At 48.0% G+C, this 17,493-nt stretch carries 16 protein-coding genes; all 16 read left to right on the top strand.

All coding sequences use genetic code 11. The annotated features are described in order from the left end of the window. Positions 1–26: 26 nt before the first annotated feature. The 16 genes from MHI48_RS24770 (at position 27) to MHI48_RS24695 (ending at position 17,492) form a co-directional block, all read left to right on the top strand. On the top strand, positions 27–944 hold the full coding sequence (locus tag MHI48_RS24770) for an ABC transporter permease (protein ID WP_253503051.1): 918 nt from the start codon (positions 27–29) through the stop codon (positions 942–944). A 123-nt stretch (positions 945–1,067) separates the two neighbouring features. Further along, positions 1,068–1,616: an NADPH-dependent FMN reductase gene (gene ssuE, locus MHI48_RS24765; RefSeq protein WP_405142086.1), complete on the top strand. Its 549-nt coding sequence runs from the start codon at positions 1,068–1,070 to the stop codon at positions 1,614–1,616. A gap of 69 nt (positions 1,617–1,685) precedes the next feature. Further along, a complete protein-coding gene (locus MHI48_RS24760; protein ID WP_339195326.1) occupies positions 1,686–2,558 on the top strand; it encodes a LysR family transcriptional regulator in 873 nt (290 codons plus the stop codon). A gap of 54 nt (positions 2,559–2,612) precedes the next feature. Next, on the top strand, positions 2,613–3,674 hold the full coding sequence (locus tag MHI48_RS24755; RefSeq protein WP_339195324.1) for an LLM class flavin-dependent oxidoreductase: 1,062 nt from the start codon (positions 2,613–2,615) through the stop codon (positions 3,672–3,674). A 50-nt stretch (positions 3,675–3,724) separates the two neighbouring features. Further along, positions 3,725–4,951, top strand: a complete 1,227-nt coding sequence (locus MHI48_RS24750; protein ID WP_339195321.1) for an amidohydrolase — start codon at positions 3,725–3,727, stop codon at positions 4,949–4,951. Positions 4,952–5,285: 334 nt separating this feature from the next. Continuing rightward, complete coding sequence (locus MHI48_RS24745) at positions 5,286–6,146, top strand: diaminopimelate epimerase (RefSeq protein WP_339195319.1); 861 nt, start codon at positions 5,286–5,288, stop codon at positions 6,144–6,146. 43 nt (positions 6,147–6,189) lie between these two features. Next, the gene (locus MHI48_RS24740; RefSeq protein WP_339195317.1) at positions 6,190–6,984 is read left to right on the top strand and encodes an SAM-dependent methyltransferase; all 795 of its coding nucleotides are present in this window, start codon (positions 6,190–6,192) and stop codon (positions 6,982–6,984) included. Positions 6,985–7,050: 66 nt separating this feature from the next. After that, a complete protein-coding gene (locus MHI48_RS24735) occupies positions 7,051–8,337 on the top strand; it encodes an opine metallophore biosynthesis dehydrogenase (protein WP_339195315.1) in 1,287 nt (428 codons plus the stop codon). A 239-nt stretch (positions 8,338–8,576) separates the two neighbouring features. Beyond that, on the top strand, positions 8,577–10,205 hold the full coding sequence (gene cntA, locus MHI48_RS24730) for a staphylopine-dependent metal ABC transporter substrate-binding lipoprotein (protein ID WP_405142080.1): 1,629 nt from the start codon (positions 8,577–8,579) through the stop codon (positions 10,203–10,205). A 13-nt stretch (positions 10,206–10,218) separates the two neighbouring features. Further along, entirely contained in the window at positions 10,219–11,151 is a 933-nt protein-coding gene (opp1B, locus tag MHI48_RS24725) for a nickel/cobalt ABC transporter permease (RefSeq protein WP_339195312.1), read from the top strand. After that, positions 11,151–12,047: a staphylopine uptake ABC transporter permease subunit CntC gene (gene cntC / locus MHI48_RS24720; protein WP_339195310.1), complete on the top strand. Its 897-nt coding sequence runs from the start codon at positions 11,151–11,153 to the stop codon at positions 12,045–12,047. Before opp1B ends, cntC begins: the two co-directional genes overlap by 1 nt. Further along, a complete protein-coding gene (cntD, locus tag MHI48_RS24715) occupies positions 12,028–12,837 on the top strand; it encodes a staphylopine uptake ABC transporter ATP-binding protein CntD (RefSeq protein WP_339195307.1) in 810 nt (269 codons plus the stop codon). The genes cntC and cntD overlap by 20 nt, the downstream gene beginning before the upstream one ends. Then, the gene (locus tag MHI48_RS24710) at positions 12,838–13,590 is read left to right on the top strand and encodes an ABC transporter ATP-binding protein (RefSeq protein ID WP_405142077.1); all 753 of its coding nucleotides are present in this window, start codon (positions 12,838–12,840) and stop codon (positions 13,588–13,590) included. A gap of 14 nt (positions 13,591–13,604) precedes the next feature. Further along, a complete protein-coding gene (gene cntE / locus MHI48_RS24705) occupies positions 13,605–14,798 on the top strand; it encodes a staphylopine family metallophore export MFS transporter CntE (protein ID WP_076329032.1) in 1,194 nt (397 codons plus the stop codon). Then, entirely contained in the window at positions 14,795–16,060 is a 1,266-nt protein-coding gene (gene cntE, locus MHI48_RS24700; protein WP_405142074.1) for a staphylopine family metallophore export MFS transporter CntE, read from the top strand. The genes cntE (MHI48_RS24705) and cntE (MHI48_RS24700) overlap by 4 nt, the downstream gene beginning before the upstream one ends. A 235-nt stretch (positions 16,061–16,295) precedes the next feature. Further along, entirely contained in the window at positions 16,296–17,492 is a 1,197-nt protein-coding gene (locus tag MHI48_RS24695; protein WP_076329034.1) for a GTP-binding protein, read from the top strand. Position 17,493 lies beyond the last annotated feature (1 nt).

Raw genomic sequence — 17,493 nt, 5'->3', positions numbered from 1 at the left:
GAGTATGAAAGGAGGAGTTGTTGCTCATGAGCATGAAACCTTTGGCTGGTGACAAAAAAGCATGGGCGGGCAGTGTAGGACGTATCCATCTGTGGAATCGCCGCCCTTGGCGTTATCGCGTCTCATTCGCGGTATCCCGATTATTCTTTTATGCAGCATTGCTGGTGGTGGTGTTTACCGTGGCATGTGCGATTGTACCGGGCTGGATTGCGCCCTATGATCCAACTCAGATGATGACGGATGCCATTCTGCAGGCTCCTTCTGCTGCGCATCTGTTCGGGACGGACTATTTTGGCAGGGATATCTTCAGTGTAGTTGTGCATGGAAGCAGGGATTCGCTGCTCATTGGATTTGCTTCCGTTCTTGTGGGCGGTATTGTTGGTAGTGCTCTTGGTATTATCTCCGGTTATGCCGGAGGAATTGTTGATACCGTCACGATGCGGGCTGTCGATATTCTGATGGCTGTACCCGGCGTGCTCTTGGCATTGTCTGTTGCAGCTGCTCTCGGGCCAGGACTGATGAATATTGCACTGGCTGTTGCGGTTTCCTCCATTCCGGGCTACGCACGGGTGATGCGTGGGCAGGTCATATCAGTTAAAGGTCTGCCTTTCATTACAGCGACACGTTCACTGGGCGGTTCCAATGCACGTATTTTTTGGAAACATGTACTGCCACATTCATTGTCACCCCTGCTGGTCATGGCTACGCTGGGCGTAGGGACATCAATTCTTACGGGTTCCGGACTCAGTTTTCTGGGACTTGGGGTGTTGAAGGAAATACCGGATTGGGGCGCATTGCTCTCACAAGGTAGAGGTTATCTGACGGTTGCCTGGTGGATCTGTACGTTCCCGGGTCTGGCGATCACGTTGTTTGTACTGGCGGTTAATCTGATTGGAGACGATATTCGCGATCGGCTGGACCCCAAAGTAAAAGGAGCGGCTTGACCGCTATTCCAAAATATAAGAATTTATAAGTTTCACCCTATCCATTTTTATATTTCACTGCGAAACGGTAGCTGTGCCACCAGAGGACGGCGACAGCCGTTTACGCTTGAGGAGGAGATATTCATGTCACATGTTGTCATTATTGCAGGATCACCTTCCAAACGTTCGCGTTTGACAGGTCTGACGGATTACAGCAGCCAAAAATTAACGGAGGAAGGCATCACTGTTGAAGTCATTCATGTTGTGGATCTGCCCGCTGAGGATCTGGTGCAAGCCCGGTTTGACAGCTCATTCATTCGTGATGCACTCGCTGTCGTGGAAGCGGCGGATGCAGTTATTGTGGCTACACCGGTATACAAGGCATCGTACTCGGGAGTGCTCAAGTTGTTTCTGGATCTGATTCCGCAAGAAGGGTTGCGGGGCAAGTTGACACTTCCGCTCGTTATCGGTGGCTCTATAGCTCATCTACTCGCGATTGATTATGCATTGAAGCCTGTTCTGGCAGCCCTTGGTGGAAGACATATCTTGGGTGGCGTGTATGCTGTGGATCAGGGAATTGAACGATTGGATGATGGAAAATTTGTACTCTCGGCAGATGTGACTACACGTTTGGATCGCTCGCTGGATGAATTGATATTGACACTGGAAAAGGATGGGATTACGATATCATAAAACCAAGTAAGTGTATTGGATAAATCAATATAAGATCAAACGTCTGCGGACGTGGATACGGAGGCGCTCATGAATATCGAGAATATTGAAGCATTTGTATATATCAATCATTATGGAAGCTTCAATAAGGCTGCCGAAGTACTCTTCTTGTCCCAACCTTCGGTCACAGCTCGCATTCAGTCACTGGAAAGGGAGCTGGGCTGCAAGTTGTTTGATCGGTTTGGCAAACAAATTGTGCTGACAGATGAAGGTCGGAAATTCCTGCCATATGCGCAGCAAGTGCTGCAAGTGATTCAGAAGGGCAAGCAGAAGATTCAGCAACGGCGATCAACACCGGATGCTCTTCGACTTGGTAGTACAGTATCGGTATCCAACTATGTCATTCCCGATTTTTTACCCAAGATCAAGGAAGCTTACCCCGAAATTAATATCAAATTGACGACCGCAACGACGGATCAGCTGATTGCCAAACTGCTTGGTCAGGAGATCGATCTTGCTTTTGTGCGCAAGGTCATGCATCCTGCGATCCGTACGGTTGCTTTTTATGAAGATCCGATTCAGCTCTATGTGTACAAAGGGCATCCATTCATTGAGAGCGGGCATGTCAGCATGGAAGCTATCCGGAATGAGCAACTGGTCTTTTTTGAATGTGGTTCACTGGACTGGCTTCGCATTCACCGGGCTTTCGACTCGCTGGAACATCCGCCGAATATTACATACCATGTCGATAATTCGGAGACGGCGAAGAAACTGGTTATGCAAGGGGCAGGCATTGCCTTTCTCCCGGGACTCACGGTGAAGAAGGAAGTGCAAAATCAGGAGCTGTTCCCCATTCAGGTACATGAGGTAGCAGGTGTATCGTTGCAGATCAGCGTCGTTACTTTAAAAGAAGAATATTCGCCATTGGCAGAGCCCTTCGGGGAACTGCTGCGGAAGTTATAGATTGTTTGTAAGATTCAAGAACAGCGGTTCAGCACAATCAAGGAGGAGAAGGATATGAGTATTCGTGTTGGCATTTTGGATCAGACTCCCATCTATGAAGGGGAAACGGCGGTGGATGCTTTTCGGCATACGATTGAGCTGGCACAGCGGGCAGAGCAGCTTGGATTCCATCGGTTCTGGGTGTCGGAGCACCATGATTCAGGGCATGTTGCAGGTTCCTCCCCGGAAGTACTCATCTCCCACTTGCTTGCGCATACAAAGCGGATTCGGCTGGGGTCTGGCGGAGTAATGCTCCAGCATTATAGTCCATACAAAGTCGCCGAGAATTTCAATATCCTCGCCGCGCTCGGACCAGGAAGAGTTGACCTGGGAATCGGTCGTGCACCAGGCGGGTTACCACGTTCGACACAGGCGTTGCAGGAAGGTATTCAGGAAGCCGCATCTCTCAAAGAGAAAATTGTTCAGGTGAAACGATACATCCACAATGAGCCGCTTGAAGATCAGTCGCATCCACTTGCAGGTCTCAGCGCTTCGCCAGTGTCGGACATTCCAGCGGAGCTGTACGTACTTGGAGCAAGTGTCGATAGTGCGGGCATGGCTGCGGAACTGGGACTCCCATATGTCTTTTCACTGTTCATTAACAGTAATATAGAGGTAGCGCTTCAAGCGATCCGTGTATATCGTGAACAATTCAATCGTTCCCAGGGACGGGAGCCCTACGCTGCACTAGCCATATCGTTAATTGTGGCCGAAAGTGAGGAAGAAGCGGAAGGACTTGCGAGCGAGCATATGCTGGTGAAGATCCATCTGGAGAGTGGTAAGGTGCTGACCGTCGGTTCTGTGGAACAGGCGGAAGAATTCGGGCGTCAATCAAACGAAACCTATCGGATCGAAATTTTGGAGCCAAGTGTGACCCGGGGGACGAAGGAAAGCGTAGGTCAGGCACTGCTGAAGTTCCAGCAGGAGTTTGCTGTGGAAGAGTTCATTGTGACTACAGCTACACGGGACTTTACCAAGCGAATTCGTTCATTCGAATTGTTGCGTGAGATTCTGGCAGAGCAGGGACTAAGTGAATTTGCACTGGAATCCAAGGAACAGGAAGCTGCAATCGGATAGAATTAGGCAGTTAATATAGCAGTGAATATATACGAATGGGAGGCCATGTGATGAAAAGTGATCTGGAACAGCCCAAGCAGCATTCTGAGCAACAAGCACAGGGCCCCGAGCATGAACTTCACGGTGAACGGGCGGAAGAATTTGCGGAACGTTTAATCACCATTCGGCGACATCTGCATCGCAACCCGGAATTGTCCGGCGAGGAAAAGGAGACGACGGCAGCCATTCGCAGTTGGCTGGAAGAGGAAGGCGTCCGTATTGCAGACGAATATGCGCTGCGGACAGGGCTTGTCGCTGAAGTGGGTCAAGGGGACGGTCCTGTTGTCGCCCTAAGAGCAGATATTGATGCGCTGCCCATTCAGGAAGAGACAAAGCTGGAATTTGCCTCCCAGGCAGATGGAAAGATGCACGCATGCGGACATGACGCACACACGGCAATTCTGATTGGTGCTGCACGATTACTGAAACAGCGTGAGTCCATTCTACCGGGAAAAGTACGGTTGATATTCCAGCCATCGGAGGAAAAAGCAACGGGTGCTCGGCAAGTGATCCAGAGCGGCGCATTATCCGATGTTCGGGCCGTATTTGGTTTGCATAACAAGCCTGATCTCCAGGTAGGTACGGTGGGCATTCGGGAAGGCGCATTGATGGCAGCAGCAGACGGTTTTGTTGTCAAAGTGGAAGGTGTAGGCACCCATGCAGCCGTGCCGGAAGCAGGCATTGATCCAATCGTGGTTGCTGCACATATTGTTACGGCACTACAGGCCATTGTGAGCCGCAATGTGGGGGCACAGGAGAGTGCTGTAATCAGTGTCACCAAGCTCCACAGCGGCACAGCCTGGAACGTTATTCCGGATGAAGCGATCCTCGATGGCACAGTGCGTACCTTTGATGAGAAAGTGCGTGCACGGATTCGCGAGCGTTTCAATCAGGTAGTCGCCGGTGTGGCGGCAGCCTATGGCACACGGGCTACGGTTCGCTGGATTCAGGGACCTCCTGCCGTGGTCAACGATGAGTCTCTGGCATCTGCGGCGGAGCAAGTTGCAAGTGAGATTGGATTAAACAGTGTTAGACCGTTACCTTCTCCGGCAGGAGAGGACTTCTCTTTTTATCAAAAAGAAGTTCCCGGCCTGTTCCTCTTCCTGGGCACCTCTGGCCCGCATGAGTGGCATCACCCTGGCTTTGATGTGGATGAACGGGCTCTGTCGCTGGGAGCACATCTTCTGGCTGCACTGGCTGAGAAAGCACTGCACAATGTGCAAGCACATCAAGCGTGATGAGTACAGTGAATCACTGGATCATATCCAGATCGAAACGGTTCCGTTCGACGGCAACCGTTTTTCGTATTCCCTTTTTTAAGTAAGAGCGGGGTAGGAACGACGATTTGTTGAATCTTATCAGATGGTGTAATTATGGCTGGGGCTGGCGCAGAAGCGTCAGCTCTGTTTGGGTTTTCTTACAGGAGGTGCAGCTAAAGGTATTATGAAATTTTATTTTTTTTAAATGGAAATATTTGTTGACGCTCCCCAAAAAGATGTGCTATATTTTTCTCGACCTTTAATCGTAATAATTACTATTAGATAAAAAAGAAGAACAGGAGTAGTCGCTGCGATGAAACAGGAGATCGATTTTATCAAGTTCAGTCCCACTCAAAACATGACGATTCTGGTTAAAACGGATCATGCAGCCGAGCAATACAATCATATTGCAACTCGTCTAATGTCGTATGATAACGTTTACGCTGAACAAGTGGGATTCATTGAACCAACGAGGAGACCGGAAGCTGTGGCCCGTCTGGAAATGGCCGGAGGAGAGTTCTGTGGCAATGCCTGTATGGCACTTGCAGCACACCACGCATCTGAAGCAGAACTGGAACAACAGGAGTTTATGGATATCATGCTGGAGGTTTCCGGAACCGATCAATTGATCATGTGCCATGTGAAGAAACAGCAGAACGAATATGACTGTCAGGTAACCATGCCGATACCAAAGCAGATCGAACAACGAACAATCCGATACGAAGGCATCGAACTCGATATGGTGATCATCCGGTACGCTGAGTTCATCCATATCGTGATCGAAGTCGATGACTTTGACGATACGATGAAGAAGAGGGCACAGACCCTTGCAAGGTTACTGGGACTAACCCTGGGAGATAAGCTGATCGGTATCTTGTTATATCAATCACACTTGGAAGAAATGGCCCCACTCATCTATGTTCCGGAGCTGGATAGTCTGATCTGGGAGAGAGGGTGTGGTTCGGGTACGGCCTCCGTCGGAGCGTATCTCGCATGGAGCCAGCAGGGGCAGATTACGCAGTACATCAAGCAGCCTGGTGGTGCGATCAAAGTGGTAGCCCAGTGGAATGGCGCAGAACTTGGGAGTATTACGATTGAGGGATCTGTTGGCATCGTGGCTCAGGGCAAAGCCTTCATAGATGCTCCAGCAGAATGGAGCGTTGTAAACGCATGAGGTACATGATACATGATCGAGACAACGTATAGGGGGAAAAGAAATGATCACATTGGTCCATTTTCAGACATGTTTGAGTGAATTTGCAGAGAAATTCGATAAGCTCGCGAGCAAGTATGATCATACGATTCAGCATAGTGCAGAGCTGGAGGCTGTGATCAATGACTATTCCCGCTTTGTGACTGATCAGGACAATAAGGCAGCCTGGGAACAGTTGGAGCATTCGGAGCTGGAAGAACTGGATTCGCTTGTATGGCAGTTAAGAAATAAATCCGCCCAGTGTGTGGCGATCATGGAGAAATATCGTGCATTAAAGTTAGAAAACGGGGATGTTCAGATTGCCGATTATTTCAAAAATATAGAAGAGTGTATCGATAAAGAATTCGGCAGCTTCCATGTCACCTCCGATTCCAACGTATTGTTGGTAGGCTCCGGTTCCTTCCCCATGACACCATTACTCATCGCCAAGCGAACAGGTGCACAGGTTGTCGGGATCGATATTGACGAAGAGTCCATTACACTCGGGCGAAAAGTAGTGGAGACACTGGGAACGGACTTGAAGATTCGTTTGGAGTCAACATTGCTTGAGGATCTGGATTATACCAGGGAAGCAACCCATATCATTTTCAGCTCTACGGTGGCCCCTAAATATGAGCTGCTTGATCAACTGCATGCCCTGACGAATGCACAGGTGGTTGTAGCCATGAGATACGGTGATCAGTTGAAGTCCTTGTTCAATTATCCTATGAGAGAGACGGACAGCAGCAAATGGAAGCTGGTGGATACGATCCTGCGCCCGGATGATGTGTTTGATATTGCGTTGTATCAAAAAGCATAGGTATGCAAGTGCATCCAAGTGCGTCCAAATGGATTACAGATTGAACATTGAATTAAGGAGGCTTATATGAGCAATCTTCAGCGAATCCTGATACTCGGAACCGGACCTGCATCCATTCAGCTTGCGGTAACGCTCAAAGATGATCTCAACTGCTGTATAGGCATTGCGGGGAGACAATCGGTTCGTTCAGCATCCGTATTCTCAGCCCTCGAAGAGAGCAATCAACGTATTCAGGTCAGCATTCAAAATGAGAAACATCAATCGCTCGCAGGTGAGTGTTACGTTGATCATGTGTTCAAGGGATATGACACCATTGATGGTGAATGGGATACACTCATTTTGGCGGTTACCACCGATGCGTATATCGATGTACTGGAACAAATGAATGATGAATTCATCAAACAACTGAAATGTATCATTTTGATTTCTCCAACGTTTGGGTCGAATCGACTTGTGACCCATTACATGAGAGAGCGGAATGTGGAGCCGGAAGTGATCAGTTTCTCTACCTACCTTGGAGATACCCGTTGGATGCACGAACATCCGTCAAATCATGTGATTACTACAGGGGTTAAGAAAAAGGTTTATATCGGTTCCACTCTTTACCCGTCTGAACAGGTGAGTAAGCTACGCCAAGGTTATGAGCGTTTGGGTGTTGCGCTGGATGTGATGCGATCCCCACTGGAGGCGGAAACGAGAAATATCTCGTTGTACGTTCATCCACCCTTGTTCATGAATGACTTCTCATTAGAAGCTATCTTTGGAGCTCCAGATACTCAGAAATACGTATACAAGATGTATCCTGAAGGTCCGATTACACAAATTTTGATACGGGAAATGCGGGCACAGTGGCAGGAGATTATGAATATTACGAACCGACTTGATATTCAGGGAGTCAACCTGCTCCAATTCATGACGGATGACAACTATCCGGTTCGATTAGAGAGTATATCACGCCAGGATATCGAGAATTTCAATCAGCTGCAGGTCATTCATCAAGAGTATTTATTATACATACGGTACACCTCATTATTGATTGATCCATTCTCGGAACCCGACTCGGAAGGGAAATATTTCGACTTTTCAGCAGTCCCATTCCGTAAAACGTTCATGAACCGCGAAGGGGAGTTGGATATTCCCCGTATGCCCAAAGAAGATTACTACCGCATCAAAATCATTCAGGGCATTGCCAGACACCTCGATGTGAGCTGTCCAACGATTGATCAATTTATCGCCAGATTTGAAGCGAAGCTTCAGGAAGTGGCTGACGCACACCCGGATCAGCGCTTGTCCAGCGCCTTTTCAATCCAATCCTTTGAAGAGGATATCCGCATGATCTGCACCGGACTTTGAGTAATAGGGTTAATTACATCTCAAATTAATCAAGTTGAACCTGATGTTTACATCATAACGGAGAGTGCAGAACCAATCTGAAGAAGCGAAGCGTTCGCATTTATCACCGGATTTTCTCTTTGGAAAAGAGAATCAAAAAAATCTGGGGATAACAGCGATCGGAAGATGGTACTGCAATCGGAGTGGTCTGATGTAACCTACAAGGTCTGCTTGTAACTTAATCATCAGGAGGAAATGTTGTGAAAAAGCGTCTTACTTTTACATCTATACTATTGCTGGTGTCTGCCATTGCGCTGCTCGCCGGATGCGGACAGAGCACAAAAGAGAAAGAGAGCGCCCAAACGGAGCCTGTTAATAGCCAGGTACAAACAGAACTTATCTATGCTTCTGCCAAAGATATTAATGATATGAACCCACATCTGTATACAGGCTCCATGCCTGCACAAGGAATGGTATATGAGTCTCTGGTGGAAAACACGCCTGACGGAATCAAGCCATTGCTGGCGGAATCATGGGATATTTCCGAGGATGGCAAGACCTATACCTTTCATCTGCGACAAGATGTGAAATTCCATGATGGAGAGCCGTTCAACGCAGAGGCGGTTAAACAAAATATCGATGAAGTACAGGCGAATGCCGAAAAACATGCCTGGATCAAGCTGTCTACCAAAATCACAAGTGTAACGGTTATCGATGAACACACGGTGGAGCTGACGCTGTCGGAAGCCTATTATCCCGCAATGGTGGAATTGTCCATGACAAGACCTTACGTCTTCATATCACCCAAGGATTTCAATGATGGCGGAACCAAAGACGGAGTGAGTGGTTTCCACGGCACAGGACCTTACAAGCTTACAGCTCATAAAGTCGAAGAGAATGCCACGTTTGAAGCCAATGAAGACTATTGGGGTGGTGCACCTGCAATCAAGAAAATCACATCCAAGGTTCTTCCCGCAGGTGAAACGACATTCCTGGCATTGCAAAAAGGAGAGATCAACTTTGTGTTCACCGATGACCGGGGAGCAGATAGTATCGATGTCGAAGCCATGGACCAATTGGCTGAATCCGGTGGTTATCAAGTGGTTCGAAGTGAAGCGATGAATACCAATATGATCGTAGCCAATAGCAGTCGCGAGAATAGTCCAGTTCAGGAAACGGCAGTGCGGGAAGCGTTATGGGTTGGCATTGATCGGGAAACGATCAGTAAAGATATTTTCAACGGAACGCAGACTGTAGCGGACACGCTATTTTCAGCCAATGTCAATTACGCCAAGGTGGATCTTAAGAAACGGGAGTATGATCCGGAATTAGCTAAAAATCTTCTGGACCAAGCAGGCTGGACATTGGCAGACGGTAAAGTGGTGAGAACGAAGAACGGTCAGCCTTTAGCCACGAATCTCTACTATGACAGCAACTCGTCTTCACAGAAAATACAGGCCGAATTGATCCAGTATTCCATGAAAGAATTGGGTGTTCAGCTTGAAATCGTGGGCGAAGAATCCACTTCCATTGCGAATCGGAGAGCCACCGGGGAATATGATCTGCTCTTTAATCAAACCTGGGGACTGGCTTATGATCCACAGAGTACCATTGCTGCATTTACATCAGATTCGGCATACAAGCATACAACAAGCGGAATTGCCCAAGCAGATGAATTGTACAAAAAAATTGATGCGGTTATGTTCTCCACGGATGAGGCTTCACGCCGATCCCTATATGCCGACATTATGAAGATTGTCCATGATGAAGCAGTCTTCATCCCGATTACCAACGGACGTGTTACCGTAGTCGCTCCCGAGAATCTTAATGGAATCTCATTCAAGCAGACCCAATATGAACTACCTTTTGAAAAAATGAATTTTAAATAGAGCGGAGATGGATATGGGAAGTTATATCATCAAAAGGATTCTGTTAGCCATCCCTTTACTGATTATCATTTCATTTATAACGTTCGTTCTGATTAATCTATCTCCCTTGGACCCGGCGGTTGTTGTGTTACAGGCACAGGAAGTTCCGCAGATCACGGATGAACTGATCGCCCAAACGAATAAAGCGTTGGGATTCGATCAGCCGTTCATGATCCAGTATGCGAACTGGATTATGGCTGTTTTGCAGTTGGACTTCGGCAACTCATATGTATCGGGTGAACCCGTGTGGACTTTGATGGGGCCGGCTTTTATGAACACATTGAAGTTAACGCTCGTCTCATCGGTATTTATTATTGCGCTGTCCATTCTGCTCGGAGTGATCTGTGCCATGAGAGAAGGCAAGCTGCTGGATCGATCGGTCAGAGGCGTATCATTTTTCCTTACGGCCATGCCATCCTACTGGCTTGCAGCTATTATGATCTGGTATTTTTCCGTCAAGCTGGATCTGCTGCCTACCAGTGGTATGGACTCGTATCGAAGCTACATTCTTCCGGTGATTGTGATCACGGTGAGTTATACAGGCATTTATTTCCGAACGGTTCGAAGTTCCATGCTGAGCAATATGAATGAGGACTATGTGTTATATGCACGGGCAAGTGGTCTGAGCGAGAAGAAAGTTACCCTGCATATTCTAAGAAATTCATTACAGGTGGCCGTGTCCATCTTTTGCATGGCGATCCCGATCGTGTTGGGCAGTACGGTAGTCATTGAAAATGTATTTGCCTGGCCGGGGCTCGGGAGGCTCAGCGTGAAATCCATTTTAAGCAGGGATTTTCCGATTATTCAGGCGTATGTTCTGATGTTGGCTGTCACCTTTGTGTTGTTTAACACGATATCCGACATCATTAATGCGGCGATGAATCCCCGGTTGAGAAAGGAATTCTGATGCGAATACTGAAAAATCTGAGCAAAGACAAGCTTGCGATGACCTCTTTGGTGGTGATTATCGCTACGCTTATGGCGGGCATTTTGGCTCCGCTTATTGCGCCGCATGATCCTGGACAAGTGAATATGAAGCTTCGATACGCCTCTTCGTCTTGGGAGTATCTATTAGGCAATGATCATCTGGGCAGATGTGTACTATCCCGGCTTATCTATGGTATCCGTCCAAGTGTGTTATGGGTGCTGGTTGCACTCAGTCTATCTGTTCTGATCGGGGCTATTGTTGGATTTGTCGCGGGTTACTTCAAGGGGAAAGTGGATGCATGGATTATGAGAGTCTGTGATATTATGCTGTCTTTTCCCGGATACGTGATGACACTGGCGGTGGTTGGCATTTTGGGTGCAGGACTGGAGAACATTTTGATTGCCTTTGTGTGGATGAAATGGGCCTGGTTTGCCCGCGTTATTCGAACATCTGTGATGCAATTCTCCGATATGGATTATGTGAAATTCGCTAAAGCCTCCGGCATGCCTAATATGAGAATCATAACCAAACATATTGTTCCGGTTACTTTTGCCGATATTGCTGTCATTGCTAGTGGTTCCATGTGTTCGATGATGTTGCAGATCTCCGGCCTTTCCTTTCTGGGGCTTGGCATTCAGGCTCCGCATGCGGAGTGGGGCATGATGCTCAATGAGGCGAAGGAAGTGATGTTCTCCAGACCGGAATTGATGTTGGCACCGGGCCTGGCCATTGTGGTGGTCGTGTCTGCTTTTAATTTTCTATCGGATGCCCTTCAGGTGGCTCTGGACCCCAAATTGATGACCTCTCAAGGTAAGTCTGACAAGTCTTACGAAAGTGAGGTGAGAAAGACCGCTTATGAATATAGTCGAGGTTGAACATTTGAAGGTATGGGATACCAATACAGGCAAAGTGATCATTCATGACAGTTCATTTGAAGTTAAGCAGGGAAGCTGTATGGCCATTGTAGGGGAAAGTGGTAGCGGTAAATCCGTTACGTGCAGAGCTCTCATGCGATTGAACAAGCCATGGATTCGCCAATCGGGCACGATGTTATTCCAGGGCGAAGACCTGAACCGGATTTCGGAACCGGAGATGCGGCGTAAGCGGGGCAAGCATCTATGTATGATTTTGCAGAATGGCATGAGTGCATTTGATCCTTCCTGTGTCATTGGTGTTCATATTCGGGAGACGCTTCAGCAGCATTTTGGCTGGAACACCCGCGAGATTGAATTGAAAATCATCAATGCCATGGAAAGCGTCATGCTCAGACATCCGCGCGAGATTCTGAATCAATATCCACATCAGCTGTCCGGTGGGATGCTGCAACGAATCATGATTGCACTGGCATTGGTGCTGGAGCCTGATCTGATTATTGCGGATGAGCCAACAACGGCACTGGATACGATCTCTCAATATGAAGTGGTGGAGCAATTGATTCAATTACGTGAACGCATGGGCTGTTCCATGATATTCATCTCCCATGATCTCGGCGTTGTCCAGAAGATTGCAGATGACGTGATGGTCATGAAAGACGGCGAGATCGTAGAGCGCGGCAGCATGCATTCTGTTTTGACAGAGCCGAAGCATGCCTATACGCAGTATCTGGTCTCTACCCGACTGGAGCTGAGCAATCATTTTAAGGCGTTGATGCAGGGGGAGTCATAGATGCTAAAGGTGGAAGGTATCGAAAAATCATATAACCAAGGCGGACTGTTCTCCAAGCACAAACAACAAGTTTTGAAACAGGTTACCTTTGAATGCCAGAAGGGCGAGTGTCTCGGTATCATCGGTGAAAGCGGAAGCGGTAAATCTACGTTGGGCCGTCTGATTCTGGGCATTGAACGCCCGGATCGTGGAACGATCTCGCTGGATGGTAAAGACGTACAGGATCGACGTGTATGGATGGGTAACCTCAGCGCCGTTTTTCAAAATTATACGTCATCCATCAATCCATTTCTTACCGTGGAAGCTGCCATTACGGAATCGATGCAAGCACAGCAAAAACTGCGAAAGCATCAGGGAAACTCAGAGAAGGTAGATCTGTTGCTGAACCAAGTTGGTCTGGACCCTTCTTATAGATCCAAATATCCGCATGAACTATCCGGCGGGGAGGCTCAGAGAGTGTGCATAGCCAGGGCCATCTCCACCGCCCCTAAATGCATTGTGTTTGATGAAGCGATCAGTTCACTGGACGTGTCTGTTCAGATCCAGGTACTGCAATTGTTGAAAGAGCTGAAGGAAATTTACAAGCTGAGCTATGTCTTTATCACACATGATATACAAGCGGCAGCTTATATCTGTGACAGGGTTATCATTTTCAGAGAGGGTCAGATTGAAGAGATTGTTCCTATTGAGCAGCTAAAGGATGTTCAGTCAGACTATGCGAAGAAATTATTGAAGCATTTAATACCATTTTAGGGGGAATACCCATTGTGAGTGGAGCGATGTCTTGGCCTTTTCTGCGCTTGTACATACTGGTTCTTCTATATTTCAGTGCCAATGCCATTCTTAACGTGATCATCCCATTGCAAGGGGAGTCCTTGGGTGCGAGCGGTACAACAATCGGACTGATCATGGGCGCTTATATGTTCACAACGATGTTTTTCAGACCCTGGGCAGGTCGGATTATTCAAAAGCACGGTCCGATCAAAATATTGCGTTTGATTCTGATCATCAATGGATTTGCGCTGATTTTATATACCTTTACGGGACTCGGAGGTTATTTGGTTGCTCGTATTTTACAAGGTGTATCGACAGCGTTTTTCTCCATGGCCTTGCAGATTGGCATTATTGATGCACTTCCGGAGAAAGATCGGTCACAGGGGATTTCGTATTATTCGCTGTTCAGTTATATACCGGGGATCGTGGGGCCAGTTATCGCGTTAGGAATCTGGCAGACGGGTGGCATGGATTACTTTACAGTGGTTCTGATCGGCATTGCCATCTGTACTGGCGTTTTCGGATATACCGCCAAAATGGAACCAAACAAGGAGCAACCTGCTGAGAATCTTTCGGAGCAGAACGTGAGCATGTGGGAATCCTTTGGTCAGTTGGTGAAGAATCCACATTTATTTCGTTGCAGTGTGTTAATGCTCGCCGCTTCCGTTGTATTTGGCGCGATTACCACCTTTATTCCGCTGTATGCGAGCCAAGTACCAAATGGGAATGCCGGCGTATATCTGATGCTTCAGGCAGGAACGGTGGTGCTGGCTCGAATTATGCTTCGAAAAAGGATTCCGTCCGATGGCAGTTGGCATTCTCCTTTCATCATGGGCACCATGTGTCTGCTCGCCGTAGCTGCGCAATGTGTCAGTTTTGCCGTGACAGGCGGGGTAGTCTTTTTCTATGTGGGCGCTGTATTCATGGGAATCGGTCAGGCGATCCTGTATCCGACACTCACGACCTATTTATCTTTTGTCTTGCCTAAGCTGAACCGGAACGTCCTGATTGGGTTATTTATCGCGATGGCGGATCTGGGGATTTCTCTGGGTGGTGTGATTATGGGTCCCGTCGCTGACTTCTCTTCCTATTCATTTATGTACATGATCTGTGCTATCCTAGGAGCGGTAATGATCGTTTTTGCCTATGAACGGCGGAGACCCGTTACAGGTACATCTGTGAGTTGACTGCCAGAAGAGAAAGTGGTGACGAACGTTTGAAGTCTTCAATGACGGCAACATCCAATGGGAAATTAAATCCGGTATCCTTTTCGTTTATACGGTTTTATATGCTGGCCTTTTTATTTTTTGCAGCGAATTCAGCTTTGACGATTATTCTGCCTTTGCGAAGCGAAGCCGCCGGATTGAACCAGGCTGAGATTGGTCTGATGATGGGGGCATATATGTTCACCTGTATGCTCTTGAGACCTTTTGCAGCACAACTGCTGGGTAAGCATGGGCCACTCCGAGTGATGCAATGGTTATTGCTATTACATGCGGGCACGTTGCTGTTATTTGTTGTTTTTGGTGTGGAGACGTATCTGTGGTTGCGAGCCCTGCAAGGGGTGGCTACGGCCTTTTTCTCCATGACGATGCAGGCAGGCATTGTGGAAAAGCTGGAGGACAAAGACCGGGCACAAGGGCTGTCCATGTACACCCTTTTTACGATGGTTCCTTCTCTGGTCATTCCGATCCTTGCCATACAAATCTGGGAAAATGCCAGTGATCTGGCGTTTACGCTGCTGATGATCGGACTGGCGGCGCTGCCACTTCTGATTGGATATAATGTGGATCTGCCGCGGAGTACCGTGCAGAACAAATCGTACACCTTGGGTGACATGTTTCGTTCATTCGGCGGCATCTGGCGCAGTACACCGCTGCTGATCAGCAGTGTGGTGATGTTGTTTGCGTCCTGCGTCTTTGGGGCGACAGCGACCTTTCTTCCTCTGTATATGGTATCCACCGGAATGGCGAGTGCAGGCGTATTTTTGACGATTCAGGGATTAGTTGTAATCCTGTGCAGGTTTATTTTGCGCAAAAAAATTCCGTCCGACGGTAGCTGGAATACCTGGCTGATGGCAGGGTTAATGCTGTGTGCAGCACTGGGAACCCAGTTACTCAGCTTAATGGAGATCATCGGGCCATTGGTGTATCTCTCCGCAGTGTTCAGCGGTTTTGCCCTGGCACTGTTGTACCCGACATTAACCACATATCTGTCTTTTGTGTTGCCTGCGGATTCCAGATATGTACTCATGGGGATTTTCATGTCCTCGTATGACCTCGGATTCTCTCTGGGTGGACTGGCAATGGGGCTCATTGTGCAAATGAGTTCGTATTCCACCATGTTTATGATCTGCACGTTGCTGTCTATTGCAGCGATGGTACTGGTGTTGGTGTTCAGGCATCGGATGGAAGCGGGTAATAAGGCCAGATCTGGGGTGGCTATATAAATTGAACTAAAGAACATTTACAGAGGAGGTTTATGACTCACTTCTTGCCAAAACGTATCCTCAGGATGCGAAAGTGTAAGGGGCGGTCATCAGCCTTTTTTTGTTTTTTTGCAGGTTGAAATCAAAAATAGTTTGACAATGACCGTCTAACAGGATTATAGTCATTGTTGTTAATCGTAATAATTACTATTAAAGTCCGAATTACACAGACTGCACATATAAGGAGTGGATTTCTATGACACAAAAGCAAGTTCCGGTAACCGTACTGAGTGGTTACCTCGGTTCAGGGAAAACGACGGTTTTGAATCACGTGTTGAACAACAGACAAGGGCTTAAGGTTGCCGTAATCGTTAACGACATGAGTGAGGTCAATATTGATGCAGCGCTGGTTAAGGGGGAGGCAACCTTGTCTCGAACCGAAGAGAAGCTGGTGGAGTTGTCGAACGGCTGTATCTGCTGCACCTTGCGGGATGATCTGATGCAGGAGATTGAGAAGCTGGTGAACGAAGGCAAGTATGACTATATTTTGATCGAATCCACCGGCATCAGTGAACCTGTTCCAGTTGCACAGACCTTTACATACGCCGATGAGGAGTCGGGTATTGATCTTACTCGCCTGGCCCGATTGGATTGTCTGGTAACGGTGGTGGATACCAATCGATTCTGGCATGATTTTGGATCAGGACAGAGTCTTCTGGATCGTAATCAGGCGACTGGAGATGAGGATAACCGTGACGTTGTAGACTTGTTGATCGATCAGATCGAAACCTGTGATGTGCTGCTGCTGAACAAATGTGATCTGGTCGATGACACCGAGCTGAACAAGCTCGAAGGGGTCATCCGTAAGTTACAGCCTAACGCCAAGATCATTCGGACCGAGAACGGACAGGTGAATCCGTCCGAGATTCTGAATACAGGCCGCTTTGATTTTGAGAAAATGAGCATGTCCGCTGGGTGGATTCAGGAGCTGGAGAAGGAGTCGCATACACCGGAAACCGAGGAATATGGTATTGGTTCCTTTGTCTATCGCCGTAGAAAGCCATTCCATCCTTCCCGTCTGGCTGAATTCATGAGTTACTGGCCGGAAGAAGTGGTACGTGCCAAAGGTTTGGTATGGCTCGCGGCTGAAGGAGACGTTGCTGCAAGCCTCAGTCAGGCAGGGCCCTCCATTCAGTTCGGTCCTGCGGGACATTGGGTCGCGGCGTTGCCGGAAGCGGACAAAGAAGAGATTTTACGTAACGAGCCGGATGTTCTGGAGAAATGGGATGCCCAGTGGGGAGATCGTCAGACGGAGCTTGTCATGATTGGGATCGAAATGGAGCGTGCGAGCATTGAAGATGAGCTAGACCTGTGCCTGCTCAGTGACGAAGAAATGCTGGGCGACTGGGGCCATTTCGACAATCCACTGCCATGGCCTGTGGAAGCCGTATAAC

Source organism: Paenibacillus sp. FSL H7-0942, from assembly GCF_045040715.1.
GTDB lineage: Bacteria > Bacillota > Bacilli > Paenibacillales > Paenibacillaceae > Paenibacillus > Paenibacillus amylolyticus.
This window is presented reverse-complemented; position numbering and strand designations above follow the sequence as displayed.

Bases quoted from the DNA above. Each gene is read 5' to 3' on its own strand.
- MHI48_RS24770 (WP_253503051.1), top strand. From the start codon at position 27: ATGAGCATGAAACCTTTGGCTGGTGACAAAAAAGCATGGGCGGGCAGT.
- ssuE (WP_405142086.1), top strand. From the start codon at position 1,068: ATGTCACATGTTGTCATTATTGCAGGATCACCTTCCAAACGTTCGCGT.
- MHI48_RS24760 (WP_339195326.1), top strand. From the start codon at position 1,686: ATGAATATCGAGAATATTGAAGCATTTGTATATATCAATCATTATGGA.
- MHI48_RS24755 (WP_339195324.1), top strand. From the start codon at position 2,613: ATGAGTATTCGTGTTGGCATTTTGGATCAGACTCCCATCTATGAAGGG.
- MHI48_RS24750 (WP_339195321.1), top strand. From the start codon at position 3,725: ATGAAAAGTGATCTGGAACAGCCCAAGCAGCATTCTGAGCAACAAGCA.
- MHI48_RS24745 (WP_339195319.1), top strand. From the start codon at position 5,286: ATGAAACAGGAGATCGATTTTATCAAGTTCAGTCCCACTCAAAACATG.
- MHI48_RS24740 (WP_339195317.1), top strand. From the start codon at position 6,190: ATGATCACATTGGTCCATTTTCAGACATGTTTGAGTGAATTTGCAGAG.
- MHI48_RS24735 (WP_339195315.1), top strand. From the start codon at position 7,051: ATGAGCAATCTTCAGCGAATCCTGATACTCGGAACCGGACCTGCATCC.
- opp1B (WP_339195312.1), top strand. From the start codon at position 10,219: ATGGGAAGTTATATCATCAAAAGGATTCTGTTAGCCATCCCTTTACTG.
- cntC (WP_339195310.1), top strand. From the start codon at position 11,151: ATGCGAATACTGAAAAATCTGAGCAAAGACAAGCTTGCGATGACCTCT.
- cntD (WP_339195307.1), top strand. From the start codon at position 12,028: ATGAATATAGTCGAGGTTGAACATTTGAAGGTATGGGATACCAATACA.
- MHI48_RS24710 (WP_405142077.1), top strand. From the start codon at position 12,838: ATGCTAAAGGTGGAAGGTATCGAAAAATCATATAACCAAGGCGGACTG.
- MHI48_RS24695 (WP_076329034.1), top strand. From the start codon at position 16,296: ATGACACAAAAGCAAGTTCCGGTAACCGTACTGAGTGGTTACCTCGGT.